Source organism: Pseudomonas sp. P39-UII1, assembly GCF_039672635.1.
Taxonomy (GTDB): domain Bacteria; phylum Pseudomonadota; class Gammaproteobacteria; order Pseudomonadales; family Pseudomonadaceae; genus Aquipseudomonas.
This window is the reverse complement of record NZ_JBDFPP010000009.1, coordinates 136,987-162,597: the sequence shown is the minus strand read 5'-3', so window position 1 is coordinate 162,597 and position 25,611 is coordinate 136,987. Positions and strand designations below refer to the sequence as shown.

Sequence of the window (25,611 nt, the reverse complement as noted above, 5' to 3'; positions counted from 1 at the left end):
GCCATATGGCTGCTGAAACCACAGATGCCAGTCCTGCCGAGACCTGATCGAGGCTTATAGAAGGAGGTAAGGTCATCGCTGAAGTGCTCCAGTTGCAGTGAACCGCAACCGCTTCAGCGATATGCCCATGCAGGCAGCGCTACGTAGTTAGCCCCGCTGCCAGAGCGCGTAGTGCACCTGGCCGGTCTTCTTCTCGCGGTGCAGGCGCCAGTTGCCCGGTAGTTGCAGGGTCGACGGTGCCGCTTCGCTTTCGGTATAGATCCAGGCTTGGTCGCGAAGCCATTGGTTCTGTTCCAGCAGGGTGCAGGTGTTGGCCAGCAGGTCCTTGTGGAACGGCGGGTCGAGGAACACGACGTCGAATTGCTGCTTGGCCGGGCCTTGCAGGTAGCGCAGGGCGTCCGTCTGCAGGATCTGCCCGCGCGGGCAGCGCAGGATTTCCAGGTTGTTCTTCAGGTTGCTGATTGCCGCTGCGTTGCTGTCAAGCGCCACGGCATCTTCGGCACCGCGGGACAACGCTTCAAGCACCAGAGCGCCGCTGCCGGTGAAGGCATCGAGCACCCTTGCGCCTTCGATGTAGGGCGCCAGCCAATTGAATACGGTTTCGCGCACGCGGTCGGTGGTCGGCCGCAGGCCGTCGCCTTCAGGCACCGCCAGGCGGCGGCTGCGCCACTCGCCGGCGATGATGCGCAGGTGACCCTGGCCCTTGCTTTGGCCCTGCTGCGGGCGGGCGGGAGGGGTGGATCTAGGCATTAATGCTCCGGTACGCCGAGCGGTTGCTCGGCGGGTTTGTCAGTGGGGGCCGGCAGCGGTTTCTGTGGCACGCTTGGGCCGACGGTAACGATCACCAGTTGATCGGCTGCCAGGTGCTTGTTCATCGCCGCCTTGACCTGCTCGACGGTCAGCGCCTGAGACTGTTGCATGAAGTCTTCCAGCCAGGTCAATGGCAGATTGTAGAAGCCGATGGCACCCAGTTGCCCGACGATACTTGCATTACTGGCGTTGGACAGCGGGAAGCTGCCGGCCAGTTCGCGTTTGGCGTCGTCCAGCTCTTGCTGGGTCGGGCCGTTCTTCAGGTAGTCGGCGAGAATACCCTGGACCAGTTTCAGGGTGCCTTCGCTGAGCTCGGCGCGTGTCTGCAGGTTGATCATGAACGGGCCGCTTACCTGCATCGGGCTGAACACCGAGTATACGCCGTAGGTCAGGCCGCGCTTTTCGCGGACTTCGCTCATCAGGCGAGTACCGAAGGCGCCGCCACCGAGTATCTGGTTGCCCAGCGACAGCGCAGGCCAGTCCGGGTCCTGACGGTCGATGCCCAGTTCGGCCAGCATCAGGTGGGTCTGTTTGGACGGGAAGTCGATGTGGCTGGCGCCCGCTTTCGGCTGAACCGGTTGGGCTGGCTTGGCTAGCGCCGGGCCTTTGGGCAGAGCGGCGGAGACTTGGGCGGCGACGGCCTCGGCCTCTTCGCGGCTGAGGTCGCCGACCAGGGCAATTACCGCGTTGCCAGCCGCGTAAGCCTTGGCGTGGAAGGCACGCAGCTGGTCCAGGGTAATGCCCGGGATGCTTTCAGGAGTGCCATCACTGGGTTGGCCATACGGGTGGTCGCCATAAAGCTTGGCGAACAGCGCCTTGCCAGCAATTTTGCCGGGGTTCTGCTTCTCGTATTCGAAACCGGCCAGCAACTGGTTCTTGATGCGCTTGAGTGCGTCTTCCGGGAAGGTCGGCTTGCCAGCCACCTCCGCGAACAGTTTGAGGGCTGGTTCGCGCTTGTCTTTCGCGCTGAGGCTACGCAGCGAGGCCACGGCCATGTCGCGGTAAGAGCCATTGCCGAAGTCCGCACCGAGGCCTTCAAAGCCTTCGGCGATGGCGGTCACGTCCTTGCCGGCCACGCCCTCGTTGAGCATGGCGTTGGTCAGGGTGGCCAAGCCCGGCGTATTGCCGTCCTGGCTGCTGCCGGCGGCAAAGGTCACGCGCAGGTCGAACATCGGCAGCTCGCGGGCTTCGACGAACAGTACGCGCGCGCCTTCGGCGGTGGTCCAGTTCTGGATGTTCAGCTGGCGTCGGCCAGGCGCTTTGCCGTCCAGGTCGGCCAGCGATTGCAGGGTATTGGCCGGCCGCGCTGCGGTGCTGTCGGCCTCGGAATGGGCCGGGCGCGCGAGGACGGCGGCCACGGCCACTACCAGCGCGATGAGGCCCGTGCCGATCAGGGTGTAGCGTGGTGCGCTGCGATCACTCATGAGCGGACTCCTCAGGCAGTACGTGGGCAACGCTCAGGCGTTCGCGGGTGAAGTAGGTGCGCGCGGCGTTCTGGATATCTTCAGGGGTCACGCGCTTGAGCTCGTCCAGTTCGCTGTCGATCAACTTCCAGGACAGGCCGACTGTTTCCAGCTGGCCGATGGTGGTGGCCTGGCTGCTGATGGAGTCGCGGTCGTAGACCAGGCCAGCGATCACCTGGGCGCGGACGCGTTCCAGCTCTTCGGCGCTTGGCGGGGTGGTCTTGAGTTCGTCGAGCAGCTGCCACACGCCTTTCTCGACATCGGCGAGGGTCTTCTGCTTCTGCACGTTCGGGGTGGCCGAAACGAGGAACAGGCTGTCGCCGCGGGTGAAGGCGTTGTAGCTGGACGACGCGCCGGCCACCAGCTCCTGGCCACGCTCCAGGCGGGCCGGCAGGCGGGCGCTGTAGCCGCCGTCGAGCAGGGCCGAGATCAGCCGCAGGGCGTGCACGGTGCGTGGGTCTTTGGCGGTGGCCAGGCCTGGTACGTTGAAGCCGTAGATCAGGCTGGGCAGCTGGGTGCGTACGTGCAGGGTCAGCTGGCGCAGGCCCGGCTCGGCCAGTTCCAGTGGAAGCTTGGCGGGCGGCACGCTGCGCTTGGGGATGCTGCCGAAGTACTTCTGCGCCAGGCCTTTGACCTCGTCGGCAGTGACATCGCCTACTACCACCAGGGTGGCGTTGTTCGGCGCATACCAGGACTCGTACCAGTGACGGAGCTCCTCGACCTTCATGCGCTCGAGGTCGGCCATCCAGCCGATGGTCGGCGTGTGGTAGCCGCTGGCCGGGTAGGCCATGGCGCGGAACAGCTCGAAGGCTTTGGAGCTGGGCTGATCGTCAGTGCGCAGGCGGCGCTCTTCCTTGATCACCTCGATTTCGCGGGCGAACTCGTCGGCCGGCAGGCGCAGACTGGCCAGGCGGTCGGCCTCAAGCTCGAAGGCAACCGGCAGGCGGTCGCGGGCCAGCACCTGGTAATAAGCGGTGTAGTCATCGCTGGTGAAGGCGTTTTCTTCAGCACCCAGGTCGCGCAGGATGCGCGAGGCTTCGCCTGGGCCGATTTTGGCGCTGCCCTTGAACATCATGTGTTCCAGGGCGTGGGACAGGCCGGTCTGGCCCGGAGTTTCGTAACTCGAGCCAACCTTGTACCAGATCTGCGAAACCACCACCGGCGCACGGTGGTCCTCGCGAACGACGACCTTCAGGCCATTGTCGAGGATGAATTCATGGGTGGGTTGCACATCGGCGGCGAAAGCCGCGAGCGGCAGGCAGAGCGTGCTGAGCAACAGGCCAGCGGCGCGGCGGGCTAGAGCATTCATAAGGTGTTTAACCTGTTCGGCGGCCCGCTGGGTTTAGCGTCGGCGGGCCAGGAGGTGCTAGGATACTGATCCGGTTGCCTGGCGACCATGCCTGTCGCCGTTCTGGCCCACAGGTCTATCAAGACAAAACATTGCGCATGAACCAGCCGGATTCAAAATAGTCTGTTCTGCGTTAAGAGAATTCCCGATGTGCCGCTGCTGGCCCATCGCTACCCTGAGATAGCCGTCTTCCATGTTTGGTTCCAACGACGACAAAAAAGCGCCGGCAGAGGCTGGCGAGAAAAAAGGCCTGTTCAGCTGGTTTCGCAAGAAGCCGCAGCAACCTGTCGCCGAACAGCCACAAGCCCCCGATGAGCAGGCTGCAGAGCCGCTAGCGCCGCAGCCGGCCGTCGAGCAGCCTGAAGCTGCTCCAGCCGAGCCGCAGGCCGCCCAAGCCCCTGCGCCAGCCGCCGAGGCCCCACGCCCCGTTGAGCCTGCGCCAGCGCCCGAACCCGCCGCTGCTCTTGAGCCTACCCCGGCCCCAGAGCCTGTTCCGGACCCCGAGGTTGTACGGGTCCCAGAACCGGCCCGGGCCCCCGAGGCTGTACGGGTTCCTGAGCCTACCCCGGCCCCTGTGGGGGCGGGCTTGCCCGCGAATGCCGAGTCTGCCGCCCCACGGCTCGAGAGCCATGCTCCAGTACCCGTAGCCCTTGAGGCCCCGGTAATCGAAGCCGTCGAGCCCCCGGTCAGCAACCTGGTCCTGCCCGTAGCCGAAGAGCCTGTCGCCCTGGTCCCGGACCTGGAACCCAAGGCCCCGCCAGCGATCCCCGAGCGCCCGGCGCCAGAGCCTGCCACAGTATCAGCGCTTGTCGAGCCAGAGCCAGAAGCCCAGCCAGAGCCAGAACCCCAGCCAGAGCCAGAACCCCAGCCAGAGCCAGAACCCCAGTCAGCCCCGGTCGTTGCCCCCCAGGGCTCCACCGAACAGGCCAAGCCCGGCTTTTTCGCCCGCCTCAAGCAGGGCCTGTCGAAGACCAGCGCCAGCATTGGCGAAGGCATGGCCAGCCTGTTCCTGGGCAAGAAGGTCATCGATGACGACCTGCTCGACGAAATCGAAACCCGCCTGCTGACTGCCGACGTCGGTGTGGAGGCAACCTCGATCATCGTCCAGAACCTGACCCAGAAGGTCGCCCGCAAGCAGCTGGCAGACGCCGATGCCCTGTACAAGTCACTGCAGGACGAACTGGCCGCGTTGCTGCGCCCGGTCGAGCGCCCCTTGAAAATCGAAGCGCAGAACAAGCCCTACGTGATCCTCGTGGTGGGCGTGAACGGCGCCGGCAAGACCACCACCATCGGTAAGCTGGCCAAGAAACTGCAGCTTGAGGGCAAGAAGGTCATGCTGGCAGCAGGCGACACCTTCCGTGCCGCTGCCGTCGAACAGTTGCAGGTCTGGGGTGAGCGCAACCAGATCCCGGTGATCGCCCAGCACACCGGTGCCGATTCCGCGTCGGTGATCTTCGATGCCGTGCAGGCCGCCAAGGCGCGTGGTGCCGACGTGCTGATCGCCGATACCGCCGGCCGTCTGCACACCAAAGACAACCTGATGGAAGAGCTGAAAAAGGTTCGCCGGGTCATGGGCAAACTCGACGCCGAGGCGCCGCACGAGGTGCTGCTGGTGCTCGATGCCGGTACCGGCCAGAACGCCATCAGCCAGGCCAAGTACTTCAACCAGAGCGTCGAGCTGACCGGCCTGGCCCTGACCAAGCTGGATGGCACCGCCAAGGGCGGGGTGATCTTTGCTCTGGCCAAGCAGTTCAATATCCCGATCCGCTTCATCGGTGTCGGTGAAGGCATCGACGACCTGCGCACCTTCGAAGCCGAGCCGTTCGTCAAGGCTCTGTTCGCCGAGCGAGAGCATCCATGATCCGATTCGAACAGGTTGCCAAGCGCTACCCCAACGGCCATGTCGGCTTGCATGAGCTGAGTTTCCGGGCGCGCCGGGGCGAATTCCTGTTCGTCACCGGCCATTCTGGCGCCGGCAAGAGCACCTTGCTGCGCCTGTTGCTGGCCATGGAGCGCCCGACCAGCGGCAAACTGCTGCTGGCAGGGCAGGACCTGGGCCAGATCAGCAACGCGCAGATCCCGTTCCTGCGTCGGCAGATCGGCGTGGTGTTCCAAAACCACCAGTTGCTGTTCGACCGTACCGTTTTCAACAACATTGCGCTGCCATTGCAGATTCTCGGCCTGTCCAAGGCCGAGATCGCCAAGCGGGTGGATTCGGCGCTGGAGCGTGTGTCGCTGGCAGACAAAGGTGAGCTGTTCCCGGCCGACCTGTCCACCGGCCAGCAACAGCGTGTCGGTATCGCCCGTGCCATCGTCCACCAGCCGGCCTTGCTGCTGGCCGACGAACCGACCGGTAACCTTGACCCGCGCCTGGCCGCCGAGATCATGGGCGTGTTCGAAGACATCAACCGCCTGGGCACCACGGTATTGATCGCCAGCCACGACCTGGCACTGATCGCGCGCATGCGCCACCGCATGCTGACCCTGCAGCGCGGCCGACTGATCGGCGATGGGGAGGCCGGGCAATGAGCACTACACGTACACCCAAGGTTTCCGAGCGGGTTGCGCCCAAGGCCGCCGACGCCGATACCCGGAAAAAACGCGGCGAGCATGACGATGACGGTCCTGACTTCCGCACGCTGCTCAATGCCTGGCTGGAGAGTCATCGCGCCAGCCTGGCCGACAGCCTGCGCCGCCTGGGCAAACAGCCGATCGGCAGCTTCTTCACCTGCCTGGTCATGGCCGTCGCGCTGAGCATGCCCATGGGGCTGTCGCTGCTGCTGAAGAATGTCGAGGTACTGGGCGGCTCCTGGCAGCGCGCGGCGCAGATTTCGCTGTACTTGAAGCTCGATGCGGGCAGCAAGGAGGGCGAGGCGCTGCGCGAAGAGATCAAGGGCATGCCCGGCGTGGCCGACGCGCTATACGTCAGCCCTGGGCAGGCACTGGAGGAGTTCCAGCAGCAGTCCGGGTTGGGCGAGGCCTTGCGTGAGCTGCCCGACAACCCGCTGCCTGGCGTGGTAGTGGTGACCCCGACAGAAGTCGACAAGCCGGCCCTGGAAGCCTTGCGTCAACGCCTGGCTGAATTGCCACGGGTAGAAAACGCCCAGCTCGATCTGGTGTGGGTGGAGCGCCTTGCAGCCATCCTCAAACTGGGCGACCGGTTCGTCTTCGGGCTGGCTGTGATGCTTATTTCTGCCTTGCTGTTAGTAATCGGTAACACAATTCGTCTACATATCGAAAACCGCCGTACCGAGATCGAAGTGATCAAGCTGGTTGGCGGCACCGACAGCTACGTACGCCGGCCTTTCCTGTACATGGGCGCCTTGTACGGCCTGGGTGCGGGCTTGTTGGCCTGGGGTATTCTCGCATTCGGCCTGAACTGGCTGAACGAGGCCGTGGTAGGGCTGTCCGGGCTGTATGGCAGTGACTTCGCCCTGGGCGGGGTGCCAGCATCCGATGGTCTGTCGCTCTTGATCGGGGCGGTGCTGTTGGGGTATATCGGTGCATGGATCGCGGTCGCTCGTCACTTGAACGAGTTGGCACCACGATAGTTTTTCTGTGCCAGCATTGACATTTTTTTCATTTTGGAACTTGTACCGTCGTTCCGGGTCAATGTTGGCAGTGCTCACAAGGCGCGAGTTTAGTAAGTCGGAGGTTCTTGAATGACCACATCGTTGCAACCTGCCTATGCCCTGGTACCCGGTGCAAACCTGGAAGCCTATGTGCACACGGTCAACAGCATTCCGCTGCTGACTGTCGAGCAGGAGCGTGATCTGGCCGAGCGTCTCTATTATGAGCAGGATCTCGAGGCCGCTCGGCAAATGGTGATGGCCCACCTGCGTTTCGTCGTACACATCGCCCGTAGCTATGCAGGCTACGGCCTGGCCCAGGCCGACCTGATCCAGGAAGGCAACGTCGGCCTGATGAAGGCAGTCAAGCGCTTCAACCCGGAAATGGGTGTGCGCCTGGTGTCCTTCGCCGTGCACTGGATCAAGGCTGAAATCCACGAATTCATCCTGCGCAACTGGCGCATCGTCAAGGTGGCTACCACCAAGGCCCAGCGCAAGCTGTTCTTCAACCTGCGCAGCCAGAAGAAGCGTTTGGCTTGGCTGAACAACGATGAAGTGCATCGTGTGGCCGAAAGCCTCGGCGTCGAGCCGCGTGAAGTCCGCGAGATGGAAAGCCGTCTGAGCGGCCAGGACATGGCCTTCGACCCGGCAGCCGAGGCTGACGACGACAGCGCCTTCCAGTCCCCTGCGCATTACCTGGAAGACCACCGTTACGACCCGGCTGTGCAGCTCGAGGACGCTGACTGGAGCGACAATTCCACCAGCAACCTGCATGAAGCCCTGCAAGGCCTGGACGATCGTAGCCGCGACATTCTCTACCAGCGCTGGTTGGCTGAGGAAAAAGCGACATTGCATGAGCTGGCGGACAAGTACAGCGTTTCAGCTGAGCGTATTCGTCAGCTGGAGAAGAATGCGATGAACAAGGTCAAGGCGTTGATAGCCGCCTGATTGGTGCCTGGCTGAATTTAAAAACCGTGCCCTGCAGGGCACGGTTTTTTATTGCCTGCGTGAAGCATCCAGCTGCATCAGGTAGCTTGGCCCGCCCAGCTGGCTCATCTGCCGCCGAATCCACCCGGCCCGGCTGGCGACGTAGGCGCTTGGCCGGCTGGCGCTCCATTTGATCGGGCTGGGCAGCACCGCCGCCAACTGAGCGGCCTGCTGGCGGCTCAGCCGGCTGGCATCGATGCCGAAGTGGTAACGCGCCGCCGCCTGGGCGCCAAATACGCCCTTGCCCCACTCGGCGCTGTTCAGGTACACCTCAAGGATGCGCTCCTTGGACCAGAACAGCTCGATCAGCGCCGTGAACCAGGCCTCCAGCCCCTTGCGGAACCAACTGCGGCCCGACCACAGGAACAGGTTCTTGGCGACCTGCTGGGTCAGGGTGCTGGCGCCTCGAATGTTGCCGCCACGCTCGTTGTAGGCGAGCGCCGCCTGAATAGCCGGGATGTCGAAGCCCCAGTGGTTGGCGAACTTCTGGTCCTCGCCGGCGATGACTGCCACCTTGAGGTCATCGGAGATCTTTTCCCACGGTTCCCAGTCGCGCTGCAGGTCGATAGGTTCGCCGCTGAACCACGACTGCACCTTGCGCTCGGCCATCAATGCCGTGCCGGGCGGTGGGACCCAGCGGAACACCAGCACCACGACGATGCTGCCGGCAGCGAACCAGAGCAGGGCGCGAGCGAGGCGACGGAGAAGGGATGACAGCATGGCGATGGCTTGGCCGGACCGTTGGAACGGGCCATTATACAGACCCGATACAAGGAGTCGTCCCATGCTTCGCAGCTTCCTGATGCTCGCCGCCTTTTTCGGCTTTACCGGTGTCGCCCTTGGCGCATTTGCCGCCCACGGCCTGAAAAACCGCCTGACAGCCGACTACCTGGCGATTTTTCACACCGGCGTGACCTATCAGCTGGTGCATGCGCTGGCAATCTTCGGTGTTGCGCTGCTCGCTGCGCATTTGCCGGGGCGCCTGGTGGGCTGGGCCGGCGGTCTGTTCGCCGTGGGGATCGTATTGTTCTCCGGTAGCCTGTACCTGTTGACCCTGAGCGGGCTCAGCAAGCTTGGCATCATTACCCCCATCGGCGGCTTGTGCTTCCTCGCCGGCTGGCTGTGCCTGGGCCTGGCAGCCTGGCGCTTGGGCTGACCAACCGGTCCACAATCGCGACTAATGGCGCGCACCGCCCTTGGGTTAACGCGTTGATCGGCGCTAGAATGCGGGCCCGAAAAGCATAATGGTGGCCGTGCGCATGCGCATTCAACTGAACGGTGAGCCTTACGAATTGCCCGCTGGCGAAAGCGTCGCGGCCCTGCTGACCCGCCTGGAGCTGGCAGGGCGCCGGGTGGCGGTGGAACTCAACCTGGATATCGTGCCGCGTAGCCAGCACGACAGCACGCAGCTGAATGACGGCGACCAGGTCGAAGTGGTCCACGCCATCGGTGGCGGTTGATTCCGCCCTGGCGATTCATTTGAAGCCCAGCAATCTTTCCCGAGGAACAACGATGAGCAACGTTCGTAGCGACAAGCCCTTTATCCTGGCCGGGCGCACTTTCCAGTCGCGCCTGCTGGTCGGCACCGGCAAGTACCGTGACATGGAAGAAACCCGCCTGGCCACCGAGGCCTCGGGTGCGGAAATCGTCACTGTCGCCGTGCGCCGCACCAACCTTGGCCAGAATGCGGGCGAGCCGAACCTGCTCGACGTGCTGTCACCCGACAAGTACACCATCCTGCCGAACACTGCAGGCTGTTTCGACGCGGTTGAAGCGGTCCGTACCTGCCGCCTGGCCCGCGAGCTGCTCGATGGCCGCAAGTCGCATGAAGAGCGGACACTGGTGAAGCTGGAAGTCCTGGCCGACCAGAAGACCCTGTTCCCGAACGTGATTGAAACCCTCAAGGCCGCCGAAGTGCTGGTCAAGGACGGTTTCGACGTAATGGTCTATACCAGCGATGACCCGATCATCGCCCGTCAGCTGGCCGAAGCTGGCTGCATCGCGGTCATGCCGCTGGCTGGCCTGATCGGCACCGGCCTGGGTATCTGCAACCCGTACAACCTGCAGATCATCCTGGAAGAATCCAAGGTGCCAGTGCTGGTCGATGCCGGCGTGGGCACCGCCTCCGACGCCACCATCGCCATGGAAATGGGCTGTGAGGCCGTGCTTATGAACTCGGCCATTGCCCACGCCCAACAACCTGTGATGATGGCCGAAGCCATGAAGCACGCAATCCTCGCCGGGCGCATGGCCTACCTGGCCGGCCGCATGCCGAAGAAACTCTATGCCAGCGCCTCTTCGCCGCTGGATGGTCTGATCAAGTAAGAGCCCCTGATGACTGAATCGCAAGATACGCCGACCACCACCGACGGCGAAGCGCGCCCACACCGCCGCATCAAGAGTTTCGTGATGCGCGCCGGGCGCATGACCGAGGGCCAGCAACGCGGCCTGGACCAGGGCGGCCCGCTGTACATCCTGCCGCTGGCCGAGAGCCCGGTGGACTACGACCAGGTGTTCGGCCGTTCGGCACCGCGCACCCTGGAAATCGGCTTCGGCATGGGCCATTCCCTGCTGGAAATGGCCGCTGCCGCGCCGGAGCAGGACTTTATCGGTGTTGAAGTGCACCGTCCGGGTGTTGGCGCGCTGCTCAACGGCGTGCTGACCCAGGGCCTGAAGAACCTGCGGGTGTACGACTGCGACGCCATCGAGGTGCTCAACCGCTGCGTGGCCGACAACAGCCTCGACCGCTTGATGCTGTTCTTCCCCGACCCATGGCACAAGGCGCGCCACCATAAGCGCCGCATCGTGCAGCTGGAGTTCGCCGAGCTGGTACGGCGCAAGCTCAAACCGGGTGGCGTGTTCCACATGGCGACCGACTGGGAACCCTATGCCGAGTACATGCTGGAAGTGATGAGCGCTGCGCCGGGCTACCGCAACCAGGCGGCGGATGGGGCTTATGTGCCGCGTCCCGAAGAGCGTCCGATCACCAAGTTCGAGCGCCGTGGCGAGCGCTTGGGGCATGGGGTGTGGGATTTGAAGTTCGAGAAGGTGGGTTGATTGGCTTATTGAGCCTTTGATGCACCGACGTCTGCGGTTATGCGGGCGAAAAAAAAACCGCCTTGAGAGAGGCGGTTTTTTTTGAAGCGATAGGATTGAGGACCCTTCGCTTCGGACTTTCACTGAAAGATCCACACGGTTCGGAGATCATAGGCAGCGCCAGGCGATGCGTCAATGTCTCGAAATATGTGGCATTAAGTGTTCTCCAGGGCAGCTTTTAGCTATCTCATCCCCGCCGATCAGCCACCACGCCGATCAACACCAGCACCACCAACAGCACCGGTGCCAGCGCATAGTTGTTGAACTGGCTCAGCCCCTTCACCACCCACGGTGTGGCGTAGATCAGCGCCGCGCCACTGCCGATCATCACCAGCACCGCCATGAACGGAACGCGCAGGGCGCCGGCCAGGCCGCCCAGGCGTTGCTCCACCCAGGCCTTGATATCGGTGCCGAACAGCACCAGCAGGCAGCCTACCAGGGCCAGGGAAATCTCAGACAGGTTGCTACGGCTCCAGCGGGAAACCGTCGCCAGCAGATCAAGTACCAGATCCATGGGTCATCCTTAGGTCAAGAAATACTGCAGCAGGTCATTGAGGAACAACTGGCCGCGCGGCGTGGCCGCCAATCGATCCGGTTCGACCTGCAAAAGGCCCTTTTGTTCGGCTGCACGGCGTGCCTCGGCGAGTTGCGCGAGTGGCAAACCGGTGCGCTGGCTGAACAACTCGGCTTCCACGCCATCGGTAAGGCGTAGTGCGTTCATCAGGAATTCGAACGGCAGCTCGTCGACCGGCAGCAATTTCTCGCCAGCCTTGAACGGCTTGGCCAGGTTCAGGTAGTCCTTGGGCAGGCGGGTCTTCCAGGTGCGCAGAATACGGCCGTCGGCGAAGGTCAGCTTACCGTGTGCGCCGGCGCCGATGCCGATGAAATCGCCAAAGCGCCAGTAGTTGAGATTGTGCCGGGCAGGGCGGCCTGGCTGGGCATAGGCCGAAACCTCGTACTGCCTGAAGCCGTTTGCGGCCATCAGTGCCTGGCCGGCTTCCTGGATGTCCCACAGGATGTCGTCTTCGGGCAGCTCCGGCGGCTGGTTCCAGAACACCGTGTTCGGCTCCACGGTCAGCTGGTACCAGGACAGGTGAGTAGGCCCCAGGTCGATGGCCTGGCGCAGGTCGCCCAACGCGTCGTCCAGCGACTGGTCAGGCAGACCGTGCATCAGGTCCATGTTGAAGTTGTCGAAACCTGCCGCGCGCGCCATGCCGGCTGCGCGAATCGCCTCGTCGCCATTGTGAATGCGGCCCAGCGCCTCGAGCTTGGCTGGCTGGAAGCTCTGCACGCCGATGGACAGGCGATTGATGCCGGTTTGCCGGTAGGCCTTGAACTTATCCTGCTCGAACGTCCCGGGGTTGGCTTCGAGGGTGATCTCGATATCCGGTGCGAACGCAATGCGCTGCTCCACACCGCGCAGCAGCCTGCCAAGCGCATTGGCGCTGAACAGGCTCGGGGTGCCGCCGCCGAAGAATATCGACGAAATCGGCCGGCCCTGAACCGCTGCAAACTCCTGGTCGAGGTCGGTCAGCAAGGCATCGACATACGCCTCTTCCGGCAGCTCGGGCCCGGCAGCGTGGGAATTGAAGTCGCAATAAGGGCATTTGCGCACGCACCACGGAATGTGGATATACAGCGACAAAGGCGGCAGCGTGGCGAAACCCGCCACGCCTGGCTGGCGCGGCTGGGTGGACAACGTTTCGATCATGCCAGGCCCAGACGTTGGCGCAGCAGGGCCATGGCGCGGGCGCGGTGGCTGAGCTGATTCTTGTCGGCCGGGGCGAGGTCGGCGCTGGAGCAGCTGCGTTCAGGCACCCAGAACAGCGGGTCATAGCCGAAGCCATGTTCGCCGCTGGCTGCGGTCATGATGCGCCCGTGCCACAGCCCTTCACACAGGATCGGCAGCGGGTCGTCGGCATGGCGTACCAGCGCCAGCACGCAGACGAACTGAGCGCCGCGTTGATCTTCCGGCACGTCCTTGAGTGCTTCGAGCAGCTTGGCGTTGTTCGCTGCGTCGCCCTTGCCATCGGCATAACGCGCCGAGTAGATGCCCGGTGCGCCGCCCAGGAAGTCCACCGCCAGGCCCGAATCGTCGGCCAGTGCCGGCAGGCCGGAAATACGTGCGGCATTGCGTGCCTTGAGGATGGCGTTCTCGACGAACGACAGGCCGGTTTCTTCAGGCTCTACCTGGCTGAATTCGCCGATCGAGCGCAGTTGCACGGCCTGGCCGAGCATGGCCTGGAGTTCCTTGAGTTTGCCGGCGTTGTGGCTGGCCAATACGAGTTGCTGGAAATTCATCATTCGCCTGGGAACACTTCCTGGTTGAAGCTGAGTTTATGGCTGACCCCGCCGGTTTCGACATTCAGGTCGAAGGTCAGCGTCTCGGCCTGTTCGATCTTGAACTGGGCGATATAGTACACCGCACCCCGATCGGTAATTTGCCTGAACGACAGCGGGTTGCTGCGCCCGGTGAGGTCCTGCACCGTGCCACTGACCACTGCCATCGCGGGCTTGCTGGCCTTGAGCACGGCAACATTGAGCACCCCCTGGTTCTTGCTGCGGGTCAGCCCCGTGGCGGCGGCGATATCCGGCTGCAGCATGCTTGAGGTGAAGGCGCTGTAGTGCACCGTCACGTCGCCGAAAACTTCCTTGCGCTCGGGTTTGGCGGCATCGGCAGCCAGTACCGGCAGGGCCAGGCACAGGCTGATCAGGAACAGGGTTAGGCGACGCATGGTGCGATTCCTCTGCTGAGCGTCAGACCGCCAGTTGGTGCTCCTGCAAGCCTGGGCTGCTGACGCGGTAAATGCCGATTTCACCCAGAAGATTAGGCCAAAGCCGGCCGCCCCACCCGTTGCGGTGCAAGTGGTCGACAGCCAGGCGGTCGAGGACCTTGGCGTGGCGCTCATGGCACAGCTCTTCGAAGTCGGCGAAGGTGCAGAAGTGAATGTTCGGCGTGTTGTACCAGGTGTATGGCATGAAGTCCGAAACCGGCATCCGGCCTTTGGTCGCCAAGTACCAACGGCAGCGCCAGTGGCCAAAATTCGGGAAGGTGATGATGCACTGGCGGCCCACCCGCAGCATCTCGTCGAGGATGCGGTCAGGGTACTCCACGGCCTGCAGTGCCTGGGTCATGATCACCACGTCGAAGCTGTTGCTGGCGAAGTTGCCCAGGCCTTTGTCGAGGTCTTGCTCGATGACGTTGACGCCTTTGGCCACGCACGCGGCGATATTGTCGGCGTCGATCTCCAGGCCGTAGCCGGTGACCTGCTTGCGATCACGCAGCGAAGCCAGCAGCTCGCCACTGCCGCAGCCCAGGTCGAGTACCCGGCTGCCGGCGGGAATCCAGTCGTGGATGATTTCCAGGTCGGCTCTCATGCTGTCCTCAGATGGCGATGCGGTTCATGTAGTTCGAGAAACCCTGCATGTAGCGAGGCGTGGGAATCAGGAAGGCATCGTGCCCGTAAGGCGAGTCGATCTCCAGGTAGCAGACGTTCTTGCGTGCTGCCATCAGGGCGTCGACGATCTCGCGCGAACGGGCCGGCGAGAAGCGCCAGTCGGTGGTGAACGACATGATGCAGTAGTCCGCCGTGACGTTGGCCAGGGTTGCGGCCAGGTCCCCGCCATTGGCCGCGGCCGGGTCGAAGTAGTCCAGCGCCTTGGTCATCAGCAGGTAGGTGTTGGCGTCGAAGCGGCCGGAGAACTCTTCGCCCTGATAGCGCAGGTAGCTCTCGACCTGGAATTCGACGCTGTGGAAGTCGTAGTTGAGCTTGTCGCTCTTGAGCTCACGGCCGAATTTTTCACCCATCGAGTCGTCGGACAAGTAGGTGATATGCCCGACCATACGCGCCAGCATCAGGCCGCGCTTGGGGATCACACCCTGGTCCTGGAACGAACCGCCGTGGAATTCGGGGTCTGTGAGGATTGCCTGGCGTGCCACTTCGTTGAAGGCGATATTTTGCGCTGAAAGCTTGGGCGCCGAGGCGATATCCACGCAATGGCGCACGCGGTCGGGGTAGGTCATGGTCCACTGCAGGGCCTGCATGCCACCCAGGCTGCCGCCGACGATGGCGGCCCATTGCCGGATGCCCAGACGATCGGCCAGGCGCGCCTGGCTGTGCACCCAGTCCACCACGGTCAGTACCGGGAAGTCCGCGCCATAGGGTTTGCCGGTGGCGGGGTTGACGCTGCTCGGGCCTGTGCTGCCGTTGCAGCCGCCGAGGTTGTTCAGGCTGACCACGAAGAAACGGTTGGTGTCGATCGGCTTGCCTGGGCCGATGCAGCTGTCCCACCAGCCCGGCTTGCGGTCGGTGGCGGCATGGTAGCCGGCGGCATGGTGGTGGCCAGACAGGGCATGGCAGATCAGCACGGCATTGCTCGCGCTGGCGTTCAGGGTGCCATAGGTCTCGTAAACCAGCTCGTAGCTGGCCAGCGAACGGCCGCAGGCCAAGGCCAGCGGTTCATCGAATTGGGCTGTTTGCGGTGTAACCAGACCGACGGAATCTTCGGGAAGGACAGTGGACATCGACCCTGCTCACGCTTGACGGAGGCGTAAGTCTAAAGAGCGCTACCCCCAGCGGCAAGCAAAGGCTTGCCGCTGGGAACAACAGGGGTCAGATCATCCGCCACAGTTCTTGTGGCATACCGGCGTAGGCGGCCAGCGGGGGCATGACGAACGACTGGATCACCTGGATCGCCAGGAAGGCGAAGATCGGCGAGATGTCCATGCCGCCCAGGTTAGGAACCAGGCGGCGGAACGGCGCCAATACCGGTTCGCTGATCTGGTAGGCCAGCTCGGCTGCCGGGTTGTGGCTGTTCGGCGCCACCCAGGAAACGATCACCATGACAATCATCGCCACCCAGAAGATCTTCAGGAACAGCGAGGTGATGCCGATGATCGCCCACATCAGCAGGTGCAGGACGTCGCCGAAGGTGCCGTAGGTGACCATCAGCACAAAGCCCATCAGCAGTGCCTGGATGACCACCGCCAGCAGCAGCGACGAGGTGTCGAGGCCGCCGACGCTTGGGATGATGCGCCGGATTGGCTTGAGCAGCGGCTGGGTGGCGCGGACTGCGAACTGGCACAGCGGGTTGTAGAAGTTGGCTTTTACCAGCTGCAGTACGAAGCGCAGCAGGACGATCACCAGGTACAGGCTGACCAGGGTTTGCACCACGAAGATCGCGGCGCCGGACAGTGCATTCATCTGGAACTCCTTATTTGCCCAATTGCTCGGCCAGCTCGGCGGAACGCGTCGCCGCTGCTGCCAGTGCCTTATCTACGATGGCTTCGAAACCATTAGCCTGGAACGACTTGATGGCTGCCTCGGTAGTGCCGGCCGGCGATGTCACGCGGCGGCGCAGTTCGGCGGCGTCGACATCACTGGCCACGGCCATGTGTGCGGCACCCAGCGCAGTCTGCAGGGTCAGCTTGGAGGCGGTCTCGCGCGGCAGGCCGAGTTTTTCGCCAGCGGCGGTCATGGCCTCGATCAGCAGGAAGAAATACGCTGGGCCACTGCCGGAAACGGCGGTCACTGCATCCAGTTGTTGTTCTTCATCCAGCCACAGGGCGGTGCCGACAGCCGACAGCAGCTGCTCGGCCTGCTCGCGCTGTGTGCTGGAAACCTCGGCAGTGGCATACAGGCCGCTCACGCCCTGGCGCAGCAGCGCCGGGGTATTGGGCATGCAGCGCACCACCGGGCGGGCGCCGAGCCAGGTTTGCAGGCTGGCACAGGTAATGCCGGCAGCGATGGACACGATCAGCTGGCCATCCTGCAGGCTTGGCTGCAGCGTTTGGCAGACGGCCTTCATTACCTGCGGCTTGACCGCCAGGACGATTACATCGGCCCCGGCGATGGCCTGCGCGTTGTCTTCGAAAACCTCGATACCGTGTTCGGCCTGGACCCGGGTGCGGGTATCGGCGCCAGGGTCGCTGGCGCGGATCTGCGCGGCGTCCAGGCCCTGGGCGCGCAGGCCGCCGATCAGGCTGGCGGCCATGTTGCCGGCGCCGATGAAGGCAATACGTGTCTTGCTCATGTCAGGTCCTTGAGGGAAAGAGTGAGTAAAGCATGGAATCAGACGGGGCCGTAGTTGCGCGCCCCGAACAGGGCGGTGCCGATGCGGACCCAGGTCGCGCCCTGTGCAATCGCGGCTTCCAGGTCGTGGCTCATGCCCATGGACAAGGTGTCCATGCCGAGATTCAGGCTGTCTTGCAACTGGCGCAGAGTGGCAAAGGCGGCCTCTTGCTCGGCGCGGTCTTCGCTCGGCTCGGGGATTGCCATCAAACCGCGCAGGCGCAGGTTGGGCAGAGCGGCCACGGCATGGGCCAGCGCGGGGAGGTCGGCCGCAGCGCAGCCTGACTTGCTGTCTTCCCCGCTGACGTTCACCTGCAGGCAGATGTTCAGGGGCGGCAAGCCCTGGGGGCGCTGTTCGGACAGGCGTTGGGCGATCTTCAGGCGGTCCACGGAATGTACCCAGTCGAAATGCTCGGCAATGGCTTTGGTCTTGTTCGACTGAATGGGGCCTATGAAGTGCCAGATCAAGGGCAGGTCGCCCAGCGCTTGCTGTTTGCCCAAGGCTTCCTGCAGGTAGTTTTCGCCGACATCGCGCACCCCTGCTGCATGAATTTCGCGGATGGCACTGGCCGGTTTGGTCTTGCTCACCGCCAGCAAGTGGACGCCGGCCGGGTCGCGCCCGACGGCCTCGGCTGCACGTTGAATGCGCGCGGCGAGGGCGGAAAGGTTGTCTGCTATGGTGGACATGGATCGATGCCGTCGGCTCTGGGGTCTGCGGCATTCTACCTGCTTGATGGCCGTTGGGGAGTCTCATGGACGTGACCGACCTGTTGGCCCGGGCTGGCGATGCAGGGGCGAGTGACCTGCACCTGGCTGCGGGCGAGATACCGATGCTACGCGTGGATGGCGAGCTGCGGCGCATGGACCTGCCGCGCGTGATGCCAGCTGCATTGACCGATGCCCTGGCGCCGCTGCTTGATGACAGCCAGCGCCACCAGTGGGCGCAAGGTGATGAGCTGGATCTGGCGTTGGAGCTGCCGTCACTTGGCCGCTTTCGCCTGAATCTGTTTCGTCAGCTCAATGGCCCGGCGGCGACCCTTCGCCTGATCCCAAAACGAATCGCCACACTTGAAGAACTCGACCTTGAAGAAGTGTTTCGAGCTGTTGCGCAGTGCGCTGATGGCCTGATTCTGATCGGCGGCCCCACTGGCAGTGGTAAAACCAGCACCTTGGCAACGCTGATCGATCAGCTCAATCGCCGGCGCTCTGCGCACATCATCACGCTTGAAGACCCTGTTGAAGTTATCCACAGCAGCCAGCGCAGCCTGGTCAACCAGCGCGAGATCGGTCGGCATTGCCGCGACTTTTCCCAGGGCTTGCGCAGCGCGCTCCGTCAGGACCCGGACGTGATCATGATTGGCGAATTGCGTGATCTGGAGACGATTCGCCTGGCACTGCGGGCCGCTGAAACGGGGCACCTGGTGCTGGCGACGGTGCACACGCGTTCGGCGGCGGGGAGCATCGACCGGCTGGTTGAAGTGTTTGCCGCTGAGGAGAAGCCGTTGGTGGCGGCGATGTTGGCGGAGTCGCTGCGCATGGTGGTGGCGCAGGTGTTGGTCAAGCGCGTAGGTGGTGGGCGTATGGCTGCCAGGGAGGTGCTGGTGGTGACGCCTGCGGTGCGCAACCTGATCCGCGAGGGGCGGATGGCGCAGTTGTGTTCGGTGATGCAGACGGGGGCGGCGCAGGGGATGCGGACGATGGAAGGCGCGATGCGGGGGTTGAGGGATAAGGGATTGATCGAGCCCTCACTTTGACTGTTCGGGCCTCTTCGCGGGCAAGCCCGCTCCTACAGGGGCATCACTATGCCTGTGGGAGCGGGCTTGCCCGCGAAGAGGCCCGGACGATCAGCGCTTGGCCAGTGCCAACTGCTGCTGTTCCTTCGGCAACACCCGCTTGGCCACCACATAGTGCTTCTGCCAGTAGGGCTTGCTCAGGTTGTCGATGCTCACCCGCTTGCCGCGGCGCGGTGCGTGGATGAAGCGGTCGTTGCCCAGGTAGATGGCAACGTGGTTTACCCGGCGGCTCTTGATGTTGAAGAAGATCAGGTCGCCCGGCTTGAGGTCACTTTTGGCCACCTTCACGCCGTGGCCCTGGGCCATGGCATTGGAGGTGCGCGGCAGGTCGACATCGGCCACGTCGTTGAAGGCGTATTTGACCAGCCCGCTGCAGTCGAAGCCTTTTTTAGGGCTGCTGCCGCCCCAAACATACGGGGTACCGAGCACATTGACGGCGCGGCTGAGCACGTCGCTGCTCTGCTTCGGCGACATGGCCGCAACAGGCAGGTTGTGAGCCTTGGCAGCGCTGCTGCTTGGGCGTGCGCGTAGCGTGCTGTGCTTGCTGGGCGCGTGTTTCACCGAGGCATTGGTGGTATAGCCGGTGAAACCGTTGGGAAGACGTTGCTCACGGTTGGTGGCGTGGGCGGCCAGGGGCAATAATAGGCAGAGGGTCAGCCATGTCTTGAACAAAGGCGGCATAGATGAAGCTCTTGTGAAGTTTTGATTTTGGTTTTGGTGTTGGCGCGCAACTTTATAACAGCTTTTTGATCAATTTCTGATCCGTTGGTCGATTGTCATGCTGCCGTACGTCGGCCTTCGCCAGAAAAGTCACATTTTTTTTTAGAAAATTTTTGGATAACCCACGAGGGCTACGAATGAACAGTTATGAACAGGGGGCGCCGCTGCACGACACCCACAGCAAGGTCATCGGCTATCTGCTGTGGATTTTCGGCTTCACAGGCTCGCACCGTTTCTACTACGGCAAGCCCATCACCGGGACGATCTGGTTCTTCACCCTGGGCCTGCTCGGCATCGGCTGGCTGATCGACCTGTTCCTGATCCCGGCCATGGACCGGGAGGCTGATCTACGCTTCCATTCCGGGCGCATCGATTACAACATTGCCTGGGTTCTGCTGACCTTCCTGGGCATTTTCGGCGTGCATCGGCTGTACCAGGGCAAATGGATCACCGCGATCATCTATTTCTTCACCGGTGGCTTGTTCCTGGTGGGCGTGCTGTATGACTTCTGGACCCTGAACGGGCAGATCTCCCAGGCCAACGCCGAGCGCCGCTGAGGCACAAAAAAGGCCTTGTCGCGCTGAGCGGCAAGGCCTTTTTTTTAGTCACTGACGGGTCTGTCGCTGCTGCAGCAGCAGGTTGCTGAACCCTGCCCCCGCCAGCTGCTTCTGCGCCCCGGTCAGCTGTTCGCGATTGCTGAACGGCCCCACCAGTACGCGGTACCAGGTCTCATCCTTGACGGTCCCCGACTCCACCTTCACCGCCTGGCCGAGCAGGATGATCTGCGCGCGCACCTTGTCGGCATCGGCCTGCTTGCGGAACGAGCCGGCCTGCAGGAAGAACTGCGTGGTGGCTGCAGGCTTGATCACCGGCGGCGCAGGCGGTGGCGTTTGCCCCAGCAGGGCGGCCTGGGCACGGGCCGTATCGATCTTCGCCGCTTCCGCTGGCGTCACCGGGGTCACCGGTTGTGCAGGCACAGGTGGCGTCTTCTCAGGCACTGCCTCGGGTGGCACGATCACTTCCGACTCTGGCAGCAGGGTGTAGAAGTCGTACTTCGGCTTCACCGGTTGCTGCACGGTGGCAGGCGTTGATTTGCTGGCCTCGGCGACCTTCTCCGGCTTCTGCTGCTCCGGCTTGGTGCGCTTGATATCGCCACCCCCCGGCTCGAGCTTCATCAGGAAGACGATGAACGCGCCGACGGTCAGGCCGACCGCCAACCATACCCAGCCTGGGATCGGCTGTTTGGCCGGTGCCTGAGTGCGGCTGGCGCCGCGCTTGGGTGCTGGTTTTTTCTTGGCTGCCAACTTACATGCGCTCCAGGGTTTCCAGGCCGAGCAGTTCCAGACCTTGTTTGAGGGTGCGACCGGTCAGGGCAGCCAGGCGCAGACGGCTCTGCTGCTGCTCTGGGGTTTCGGCGGCGAGGATCGGGCAGTTCTCGTAGAAGCTGGAGAACAGGCCGGCCAAGTCGTAGAGGTAAGTGCACAGCACGTGCGGGGTGCCTTTGTCGGCGACGCTGTTGAGCACTTCGCCGAATTGCGCCAGGCGTGCGGCCAGGTCCAGCTCGTGGGCCGCTTGCAGGACGATGTTGCCTTCGACTTCGTCGAAGCCCTTGCCCAGCTTGCGGAATACGCCGGCCACACGGGTGTAGGCGTACAGCAGGTACGGCGCGGTGTTGCCTTCGAAATTGAGCATCAGCTCGAAGTTGAAGCTGTAGTCACTGGTGCGGTGCTTGGACAGGTCGGCGTATTTCACCGCGCCAATGCCAACCACTTCACCGATGTGGCGCAGTTCGTCTTCGGTCAGGCTCGGGTTTTTCTCCTTGACCAGGGCATAAGCGCGCTCCTTGGCCTCGGTGAGCAGGTCGATCAGCTTTACGGTGCCGCCGTCACGGGTCTTGAACGGGCGGCCGTCGGCGCCGTTCATGGTACCGAAGCCCATGTGCTCCATCTGCATGGGGTGGCCGACGAAACCGGCGCGGCGCGCCACTTCGAACACCTGGTTGAAGTGCAGGGCCTGGCGCTGGTCGACGAAGTACAGCGCGCGGTCGGCCTTGAGCACGTTGCTGCGGTAGCGTACGGCAGCCAGGTCGGTGGTGGCGTACAGGTAGCCGCCGTCAGCCTTCTGCACGATCACCGGCAGTGGCTCGCCTTCGCTGTTCTTGAATTCTTCGAGGAACACGCACTGCGCGCCCTGGTCTTCGACCAGCAGGCCCTTGGCCTTGAGGTCGGCAACCACGTTGGCCAGGTCAGCGTTGTAGGCGCTCTCGCCCATCACGTCGGCCATGGTCAGCTTGACGTTGAGCAGCTCGTAGGTCTTCTGGCAGTGGGACAGGGAAATGTCCTTGAAGCGCGTCCACAGGGCCAGGCAGTCGGGGTCGCCAGCCTGCAGCTTGACCACCAGGCCGCGGGCGCGGGTGGCGAACTCTTCCGATTCGTCGAAGCGCTTCTTCGCCGCACGGTAGAAGTTTTCCAGGTCCGACAGCTCGTCGCTGGTGATCGGGTTTTCCTGCAGGTAGGCCATCAGCATGCCGAACTGCGTGCCCCAGTCGCCCACGTGGTTCTGGCGGATGACGTTGTCACCGAGGAACTCCAGCACGCGCGCGACGCTGTCACCAATGATGGTCGAGCGCAGGTGGCCGACATGCATCTCTTTGGCCAGGTTCGGCGCCGACATGTCGATCACGACTTTTTCGCTCGGGCCGGCCTTGCGCACGCCCAGGTGGCCGTCGGCCAGGGCTGCGTCCAGGCGGTTGGCCAGGGCGTCGGTGTTCTGGAAGAAGTTGAGGAAGCCGGGGCCGGCGATCTCGACCTTGCTGATGTCGGCGCTGGCCGGCAGGGCGTTGATCAGTTTTTCGGCCAGGTCGCGCGGCTTCATGCCGGCCGGTTTGGCCAGCATCATGGCGATGTTGCTGGCGAAGTCGCCGTGGGTCTTGTCCCGGGCGTTTTCCACCTGGATCGCCGGCGACAGCCCTTCAGGCAGCACACCGTCGGTGACGAGTTGGGTGAGGGCTTGCTGGATCAGCTGGCGAATGGTGTCTTTCATGGGGATCTCTTTTCGACCGCTAGCGCGGTGGAGCGCCTGGGTGCGCAGGTGGAAAAACTGGGCATTATCCGTTTCCGGGGCCGGGTTGCCAACCTTTGGGCGGCAAGCTCAATAAAGGTCGACTGGGTCGACGTCCAGCGACCAGCGTACTTGCCGCCCGCTTGGCAGCTGCTCCAACACTAGCAACCAGGCACTGATCAGTCGATGCAAGGGTGCCCGGGTGTTGGCCTGGATCAACAGTTGTGCGCGGAAGCGCCCGGCCTTGCGCTCCATCGGAGCAGGCACCGGGCCCAACAGTTCAATACCGGGCAGGCGCTGCTCGGCCACCAGCCGTTCCGCTGCGTTACAGGCCTCGTCGAGGAAGCCCTCGGCCTGCCCTGGCTTGTGCGCTTCGGCGCGCAGCAGGGCGAGGTGGGAAAAGGGCGGCAGGCCGGCGGCGCGGCGCTCGTCCAGAGCCTGCTCGGCAAAGGCGAAGTAGCCTTGCTCGGTCAGTTGTACCAGCAATGGATGGTCGGCCAGGTGGGTCTGGATCACCACCTTGCCGGGCTCTTCGGCCCGCCCGGCGCGCCCCGCCACCTGCACGATGAGCTGGGCCATGCGCTCGGTGGCGCGGAAATCGCCGGAGAACAGCCCACCATCGGCATCGAGGATGGCGACCAGGGTGACCCGCGGGAAGTGGTGACCCTTGGCCAGCATCTGCGTGCCGACCAGGATGCTTGGCTGGCCACGCTGGATGGTGCTGAACAGGTTGTGCATGGCGTCCTTGCGCGACGTGCTGTCGCGGTCCACCCGCAGAATCGGGTAGTCCGGGAACAGCACCGTCAGCCGTTCCTCGGCACGTTCGGTGCCCGCGCCCACCGCGCGCAGGTCAACGTGGCTGCACTTGGGGCACTGGTGCGGCAGGCGTTCGTCGTAGCCGCAGTGGTGGCAGCGCAGCACCCCGGAGCGCTGGTGCACGGTCATGCGCGCGTCACAGCGCGGGCATTCCGAAAGCCAGCCGCAGTCATGGCACAGCAAGGTCGGCGCGAAGCCGCGACGGTTGAGGAACACCAGTACCTGCTGGCCGGCCTCCAAGGTCTGGCGAATGGCCTGCTGCAGCGGGCCGCTGATACCGCTGTCCAGCGGCAGGCTTTTTACATCCAGGCGGATCATCCGCGGCGGCCTTGCACCGCCGGCGCGCTGGTTCATGCGCAGCAGGCGGTAGCGGCCGGTCAGGGCGTTGTGCAGGGTTTCCAGCGACGGGGTGGCCGAGCCGAGCAGGATCGGGATGTTTTCCTGATGGGCACGCACCAGCGCCAGGTCGCGGGCGTGGTAGCGCAGGCCTTCCTGCTGTTTATAGGAGCCGTCGTGCTCTTCGTCGATGATGATCAGGCCGGGGTTTTTCATCGGCGTGAACAGCGCCGAGCGCGTGCCGATGATGATATCCGCCTCGCCATCACGCGCCGCCAGCCAGGCGTCGAGGCGCTCGCGGTCATTCACCGCCGAGTGCAGCAGGGCGATACGGGCGTTGAAGCGCTGCTCGAAGCGCGCCAGGGTCTGTGGGCCGAGGTTGATCTCGGGGATCAGCACCAGCGCTTGCTTGCCGGCTTCCAGGGTTTCGCGAATCAGCTGCAGGTAGACTTCGGTCTTGCCGCTGCCGGTGACGCCGGCCAGCAGGAAGGCATTGAAGCTGTCAAAGCCTTCGCGCACGGTGTCGAAGGCTTCGCGCTGTTCGTCGTTGAGTGGTAGCTCCGGCTGGGCCAGCCAATGCTCGTGGCGCTGCGCCGGGAGGTGGCGACGTGTTTCGAGCCGAACCAGGTCCTTGGCCAGCAGCAGGTCGAGGCTGTCCTTATTCAGGTTGAGCTTGCTCAGCAGGCTGTGCGCCACGCCGTGCGGGTGCTGGGCCAGGGTCTTGAGGGCGTCGCGCTGGCGCGGCGCGCGGGCGATGCGTGGGTCTTCGATACGGGCATCGGGGGCGACGTGCCAGAAGCGCTCCTGGCGCATCTCGGCTGGCTCGCCCTGGCGCAGCAAGGTGGGCAGGGCCCAACTCAGGGTGTCGCCGAGGCTGTGCTGATAATACTGGGCAGTCCACAGGCACAGCTTGAACAGTGACGCCGGCACCGGCGAAACCGGGTCGAGCAGGGCGCTGGCCGGCTTGAGCTTGTCGGCAGGGACCTCGCTGTGGTCGCACACCTCGACCAGTACGCCGATCATCTCGCGACGGCCGAACGGTACGCGGATGCGCATGCCCGGGGTGAGTGCCTGGCGCGCCATGCTCGCCGGCGCCCGATAGTCGAACAGGCGACGCAGCGGGGAGGGCAGGGCAAGGCGCAGAATGACGTCGGACACGCGGAAGGTCTCGCAGGGCGTTACAAATGAGTGGCGAGCCTAGCAGACGACGGTCGGTGCAAGCGACAACTTGCGTTGGAGTGAAGCTCTGGTATTATTTGCCGCCTAATTACGTGCGGTATTCAACAATTGGTGTTGGGTGGCGGCACGCAGCTCGAGGAAGTGACCATGAAAGCTGATATTCATCCGAACTACGAAGCGGTTGCAGTGACTTGCAGCTGCGGCAACAAATTCGAAACGCGTTCGACCCTGGGCAACACCCTGGCGATCGACGTTTGCAACCTGTGCCACCCGTTCTACACCGGTAAGCAGAAAGTCCTGGACACCGGTGGTCGCGTACAGAAGTTCGCCGATCGCTTCGGTATGTTCGGTACCAAGAAGTAA

General features: G+C 63.5%; 28 protein-coding genes. 11 read left to right on the top strand and 17 right to left on the bottom strand.

The window, feature by feature from the left end; translation table 11 throughout:
- Window positions 1–147: 147 nt before the first annotated feature.
- From rsmD to ABEH27_RS14160, 3 genes are read right to left on the bottom strand one after another with little or no spacing between them, the layout of a single operon-like run.
- Complete coding sequence (rsmD, locus tag ABEH27_RS14170; RefSeq protein ID WP_346614180.1) at window positions 148–750, bottom strand: 16S rRNA (guanine(966)-N(2))-methyltransferase RsmD; 603 nt, start codon at window positions 748–750, stop codon at window positions 148–150.
- On the bottom strand, window positions 750–2,234 hold the full coding sequence (locus ABEH27_RS14165) for a pitrilysin family protein (protein WP_346614179.1): 1,485 nt from the start codon (window positions 2,232–2,234) through the stop codon (window positions 750–752). The genes rsmD and ABEH27_RS14165 overlap by 1 nt, the downstream gene beginning before the upstream one ends.
- A complete protein-coding gene (locus ABEH27_RS14160; RefSeq protein WP_346614178.1) occupies window positions 2,227–3,582 on the bottom strand; it encodes a pitrilysin family protein in 1,356 nt (451 codons plus the stop codon). The genes ABEH27_RS14165 and ABEH27_RS14160 overlap by 8 nt, the downstream gene beginning before the upstream one ends.
- A gap of 232 nt (window positions 3,583–3,814) precedes the next feature.
- Here ABEH27_RS14160 and ftsY point away from each other — a divergent pair, with 232 nt between their 5' ends.
- The 4 genes from ftsY to rpoH all read left to right on the top strand — a co-directional run bounded on the left by ftsY (window position 3,815) and on the right by rpoH (window position 8,138).
- The gene (gene ftsY / locus ABEH27_RS14155; protein WP_346614177.1) at window positions 3,815–5,482 is read left to right on the top strand and encodes a signal recognition particle-docking protein FtsY; all 1,668 of its coding nucleotides are present in this window, start codon (window positions 3,815–3,817) and stop codon (window positions 5,480–5,482) included.
- Entirely contained in the window at window positions 5,479–6,150 is a 672-nt protein-coding gene (gene ftsE, locus ABEH27_RS14150) for a cell division ATP-binding protein FtsE (RefSeq protein WP_060480077.1), read from the top strand. Before ftsY ends, ftsE begins: the two co-directional genes overlap by 4 nt.
- Window positions 6,147–7,172 carry a permease-like cell division protein FtsX gene (gene ftsX, locus ABEH27_RS14145; protein WP_346614176.1) on the top strand — a complete coding sequence of 342 codons (1,026 nt, stop codon included), beginning with the start codon at window positions 6,147–6,149 and terminating at the stop codon, window positions 7,170–7,172. Before ftsE ends, ftsX begins: the two co-directional genes overlap by 4 nt.
- A gap of 111 nt (window positions 7,173–7,283) precedes the next feature.
- A complete protein-coding gene (gene rpoH / locus ABEH27_RS14140; RefSeq protein ID WP_346614175.1) occupies window positions 7,284–8,138 on the top strand; it encodes an RNA polymerase sigma factor RpoH in 855 nt (284 codons plus the stop codon).
- Window positions 8,139–8,186: 48 nt separating this feature from the next.
- Here rpoH and mtgA read toward each other — a convergent pair whose 3' ends face one another.
- Window positions 8,187–8,897 (bottom strand): monofunctional biosynthetic peptidoglycan transglycosylase, encoded by a 711-nt coding sequence (gene mtgA, locus ABEH27_RS14135; RefSeq protein ID WP_346614174.1) that lies wholly within the window; start codon window positions 8,895–8,897, stop codon window positions 8,187–8,189.
- A 64-nt stretch (window positions 8,898–8,961) separates the two neighbouring features.
- On the opposite strand from mtgA, the gene ABEH27_RS14130 reads away from it, so the two are divergent.
- From ABEH27_RS14130 to trmB, 4 genes are all read left to right on the top strand, one after another.
- Entirely contained in the window at window positions 8,962–9,333 is a 372-nt protein-coding gene (locus tag ABEH27_RS14130) for a DUF423 domain-containing protein (RefSeq protein ID WP_346614173.1), read from the top strand.
- 103 nt (window positions 9,334–9,436) lie between these two features.
- Entirely contained in the window at window positions 9,437–9,637 is a 201-nt protein-coding gene (thiS, locus tag ABEH27_RS14125; protein ID WP_313297868.1) for a sulfur carrier protein ThiS, read from the top strand.
- Window positions 9,638–9,689: 52 nt separating this feature from the next.
- On the top strand, window positions 9,690–10,502 hold the full coding sequence (locus ABEH27_RS14120) for a thiazole synthase (protein WP_346614172.1): 813 nt from the start codon (window positions 9,690–9,692) through the stop codon (window positions 10,500–10,502).
- 9 nt (window positions 10,503–10,511) lie between these two features.
- Window positions 10,512–11,234 carry a tRNA (guanosine(46)-N7)-methyltransferase TrmB gene (trmB, locus tag ABEH27_RS14115; protein ID WP_346614171.1) on the top strand — a complete coding sequence of 241 codons (723 nt, stop codon included), beginning with the start codon at window positions 10,512–10,514 and terminating at the stop codon, window positions 11,232–11,234.
- A gap of 226 nt (window positions 11,235–11,460) precedes the next feature.
- On the opposite strand, the gene ABEH27_RS14110 is transcribed toward trmB, so the two are convergent.
- The 9 genes from ABEH27_RS14110 to ABEH27_RS14070 all read right to left on the bottom strand — a co-directional run bounded on the left by ABEH27_RS14110 (window position 11,461) and on the right by ABEH27_RS14070 (window position 18,031).
- On the bottom strand, window positions 11,461–11,787 hold the full coding sequence (locus tag ABEH27_RS14110; protein ID WP_346614170.1) for a DUF3392 family protein: 327 nt from the start codon (window positions 11,785–11,787) through the stop codon (window positions 11,461–11,463).
- A 9-nt stretch (window positions 11,788–11,796) separates the two neighbouring features.
- Window positions 11,797–12,984, bottom strand: a complete 1,188-nt coding sequence (gene hemW, locus ABEH27_RS14105; protein WP_346614169.1) for a radical SAM family heme chaperone HemW — start codon at window positions 12,982–12,984, stop codon at window positions 11,797–11,799.
- Window positions 12,981–13,577, bottom strand: a complete 597-nt coding sequence (gene rdgB, locus ABEH27_RS14100; RefSeq protein ID WP_346614168.1) for an RdgB/HAM1 family non-canonical purine NTP pyrophosphatase — start codon at window positions 13,575–13,577, stop codon at window positions 12,981–12,983. Before rdgB ends, hemW begins: the two co-directional genes overlap by 4 nt.
- Window positions 13,574–14,008 carry a DUF4426 domain-containing protein gene (locus ABEH27_RS14095; protein WP_346614167.1) on the bottom strand — a complete coding sequence of 145 codons (435 nt, stop codon included), beginning with the start codon at window positions 14,006–14,008 and terminating at the stop codon, window positions 13,574–13,576. Before ABEH27_RS14095 ends, rdgB begins: the two co-directional genes overlap by 4 nt.
- 22 nt (window positions 14,009–14,030) lie before the next feature.
- A complete protein-coding gene (gene metW / locus ABEH27_RS14090; protein WP_008092977.1) occupies window positions 14,031–14,651 on the bottom strand; it encodes a methionine biosynthesis protein MetW in 621 nt (206 codons plus the stop codon).
- Between the two features lie 7 nt (window positions 14,652–14,658).
- Window positions 14,659–15,798 (bottom strand): homoserine O-acetyltransferase, encoded by a 1,140-nt coding sequence (locus ABEH27_RS14085; protein ID WP_346614166.1) that lies wholly within the window; start codon window positions 15,796–15,798, stop codon window positions 14,659–14,661.
- A gap of 88 nt (window positions 15,799–15,886) precedes the next feature.
- Complete coding sequence (locus tag ABEH27_RS14080; RefSeq protein WP_012053960.1) at window positions 15,887–16,477, bottom strand: YggT family protein; 591 nt, start codon at window positions 16,475–16,477, stop codon at window positions 15,887–15,889.
- Between the two features lie 10 nt (window positions 16,478–16,487).
- The gene (gene proC, locus ABEH27_RS14075; protein ID WP_346614165.1) at window positions 16,488–17,306 is read right to left on the bottom strand and encodes a pyrroline-5-carboxylate reductase; all 819 of its coding nucleotides are present in this window, start codon (window positions 17,304–17,306) and stop codon (window positions 16,488–16,490) included.
- 38 nt (window positions 17,307–17,344) lie between these two features.
- A complete protein-coding gene (locus ABEH27_RS14070; protein ID WP_346614164.1) occupies window positions 17,345–18,031 on the bottom strand; it encodes a YggS family pyridoxal phosphate-dependent enzyme in 687 nt (228 codons plus the stop codon).
- Between the two features lie 65 nt (window positions 18,032–18,096).
- Here ABEH27_RS14070 and ABEH27_RS14065 point away from each other — a divergent pair, with 65 nt between their 5' ends.
- Complete coding sequence (locus ABEH27_RS14065) at window positions 18,097–19,098, top strand: PilT/PilU family type 4a pilus ATPase (RefSeq protein ID WP_346614163.1); 1,002 nt, start codon at window positions 18,097–18,099, stop codon at window positions 19,096–19,098.
- A 90-nt stretch (window positions 19,099–19,188) separates the two neighbouring features.
- On the opposite strand, the gene ABEH27_RS14060 is transcribed toward ABEH27_RS14065, so the two are convergent.
- On the bottom strand, window positions 19,189–19,818 hold the full coding sequence (locus ABEH27_RS14060; RefSeq protein ID WP_346614162.1) for a C40 family peptidase: 630 nt from the start codon (window positions 19,816–19,818) through the stop codon (window positions 19,189–19,191).
- Window positions 19,819–19,994: 176 nt separating this feature from the next.
- Here ABEH27_RS14060 and ABEH27_RS14055 point away from each other — a divergent pair, with 176 nt between their 5' ends.
- Window positions 19,995–20,414 (top strand): TM2 domain-containing protein, encoded by a 420-nt coding sequence (locus tag ABEH27_RS14055; protein ID WP_346614161.1) that lies wholly within the window; start codon window positions 19,995–19,997, stop codon window positions 20,412–20,414.
- Between the two features lie 48 nt (window positions 20,415–20,462).
- Here the strand turns inward: ABEH27_RS14055 and ABEH27_RS14050 are convergent, their stop codons facing one another.
- The 3 genes from ABEH27_RS14050 to ABEH27_RS14040 form a co-directional block, all read right to left on the bottom strand.
- Entirely contained in the window at window positions 20,463–21,161 is a 699-nt protein-coding gene (locus ABEH27_RS14050) for an SPOR domain-containing protein (RefSeq protein ID WP_346614160.1), read from the bottom strand.
- Window position 21,162: 1 nt separating this feature from the next.
- Complete coding sequence (gene argS / locus ABEH27_RS14045) at window positions 21,163–22,899, bottom strand: arginine--tRNA ligase (RefSeq protein WP_346614159.1); 1,737 nt, start codon at window positions 22,897–22,899, stop codon at window positions 21,163–21,165.
- Window positions 22,900–23,007: 108 nt separating this feature from the next.
- Entirely contained in the window at window positions 23,008–25,227 is a 2,220-nt protein-coding gene (locus ABEH27_RS14040; protein WP_346614158.1) for a primosomal protein N', read from the bottom strand.
- A gap of 168 nt (window positions 25,228–25,395) precedes the next feature.
- Between ABEH27_RS14040 and rpmE the strand changes: the two genes are divergently transcribed.
- A complete protein-coding gene (gene rpmE / locus ABEH27_RS14035; protein WP_054891182.1) occupies window positions 25,396–25,611 on the top strand; it encodes a 50S ribosomal protein L31 in 216 nt (71 codons plus the stop codon).

Bases quoted from the DNA above. Each gene is read 5' to 3' on its own strand.
- rsmD (WP_346614180.1), bottom strand. From the start codon at position 750: ATGCCTAGATCCACCCCTCCCGCCCGCCCGCAGCAGGGCCAAAGCAAG.
- ABEH27_RS14165 (WP_346614179.1), bottom strand. From the start codon at position 2,234: ATGAGTGATCGCAGCGCACCACGCTACACCCTGATCGGCACGGGCCTC.
- ABEH27_RS14160 (WP_346614178.1), bottom strand. From the start codon at position 3,582: ATGAATGCTCTAGCCCGCCGCGCCGCTGGCCTGTTGCTCAGCACGCTC.
- ftsY (WP_346614177.1), top strand. From the start codon at position 3,815: ATGTTTGGTTCCAACGACGACAAAAAAGCGCCGGCAGAGGCTGGCGAG.
- ftsE (WP_060480077.1), top strand. From the start codon at position 5,479: ATGATCCGATTCGAACAGGTTGCCAAGCGCTACCCCAACGGCCATGTC.
- ftsX (WP_346614176.1), top strand. From the start codon at position 6,147: ATGAGCACTACACGTACACCCAAGGTTTCCGAGCGGGTTGCGCCCAAG.
- rpoH (WP_346614175.1), top strand. From the start codon at position 7,284: ATGACCACATCGTTGCAACCTGCCTATGCCCTGGTACCCGGTGCAAAC.
- mtgA (WP_346614174.1), bottom strand. From the start codon at position 8,897: ATGCTGTCATCCCTTCTCCGTCGCCTCGCTCGCGCCCTGCTCTGGTTC.
- ABEH27_RS14130 (WP_346614173.1), top strand. From the start codon at position 8,962: ATGCTTCGCAGCTTCCTGATGCTCGCCGCCTTTTTCGGCTTTACCGGT.
- thiS (WP_313297868.1), top strand. From the start codon at position 9,437: ATGCGCATTCAACTGAACGGTGAGCCTTACGAATTGCCCGCTGGCGAA.
- ABEH27_RS14120 (WP_346614172.1), top strand. From the start codon at position 9,690: ATGAGCAACGTTCGTAGCGACAAGCCCTTTATCCTGGCCGGGCGCACT.
- trmB (WP_346614171.1), top strand. From the start codon at position 10,512: ATGACTGAATCGCAAGATACGCCGACCACCACCGACGGCGAAGCGCGC.
- ABEH27_RS14110 (WP_346614170.1), bottom strand. From the start codon at position 11,787: ATGGATCTGGTACTTGATCTGCTGGCGACGGTTTCCCGCTGGAGCCGT.
- hemW (WP_346614169.1), bottom strand. From the start codon at position 12,984: ATGATCGAAACGTTGTCCACCCAGCCGCGCCAGCCAGGCGTGGCGGGT.
- rdgB (WP_346614168.1), bottom strand. From the start codon at position 13,577: ATGATGAATTTCCAGCAACTCGTATTGGCCAGCCACAACGCCGGCAAA.
- ABEH27_RS14095 (WP_346614167.1), bottom strand. From the start codon at position 14,008: ATGCGTCGCCTAACCCTGTTCCTGATCAGCCTGTGCCTGGCCCTGCCG.
- metW (WP_008092977.1), bottom strand. From the start codon at position 14,651: ATGAGAGCCGACCTGGAAATCATCCACGACTGGATTCCCGCCGGCAGC.
- ABEH27_RS14085 (WP_346614166.1), bottom strand. From the start codon at position 15,798: ATGTCCACTGTCCTTCCCGAAGATTCCGTCGGTCTGGTTACACCGCAA.
- ABEH27_RS14080 (WP_012053960.1), bottom strand. From the start codon at position 16,477: ATGAATGCACTGTCCGGCGCCGCGATCTTCGTGGTGCAAACCCTGGTC.
- proC (WP_346614165.1), bottom strand. From the start codon at position 17,306: ATGAGCAAGACACGTATTGCCTTCATCGGCGCCGGCAACATGGCCGCC.
- ABEH27_RS14070 (WP_346614164.1), bottom strand. From the start codon at position 18,031: ATGTCCACCATAGCAGACAACCTTTCCGCCCTCGCCGCGCGCATTCAA.
- ABEH27_RS14065 (WP_346614163.1), top strand. From the start codon at position 18,097: ATGGACGTGACCGACCTGTTGGCCCGGGCTGGCGATGCAGGGGCGAGT.
- ABEH27_RS14060 (WP_346614162.1), bottom strand. From the start codon at position 19,818: ATGCCGCCTTTGTTCAAGACATGGCTGACCCTCTGCCTATTATTGCCC.
- ABEH27_RS14055 (WP_346614161.1), top strand. From the start codon at position 19,995: ATGAACAGTTATGAACAGGGGGCGCCGCTGCACGACACCCACAGCAAG.
- argS (WP_346614159.1), bottom strand. From the start codon at position 22,899: ATGAAAGACACCATTCGCCAGCTGATCCAGCAAGCCCTCACCCAACTC.
- rpmE (WP_054891182.1), top strand. From the start codon at position 25,396: ATGAAAGCTGATATTCATCCGAACTACGAAGCGGTTGCAGTGACTTGC.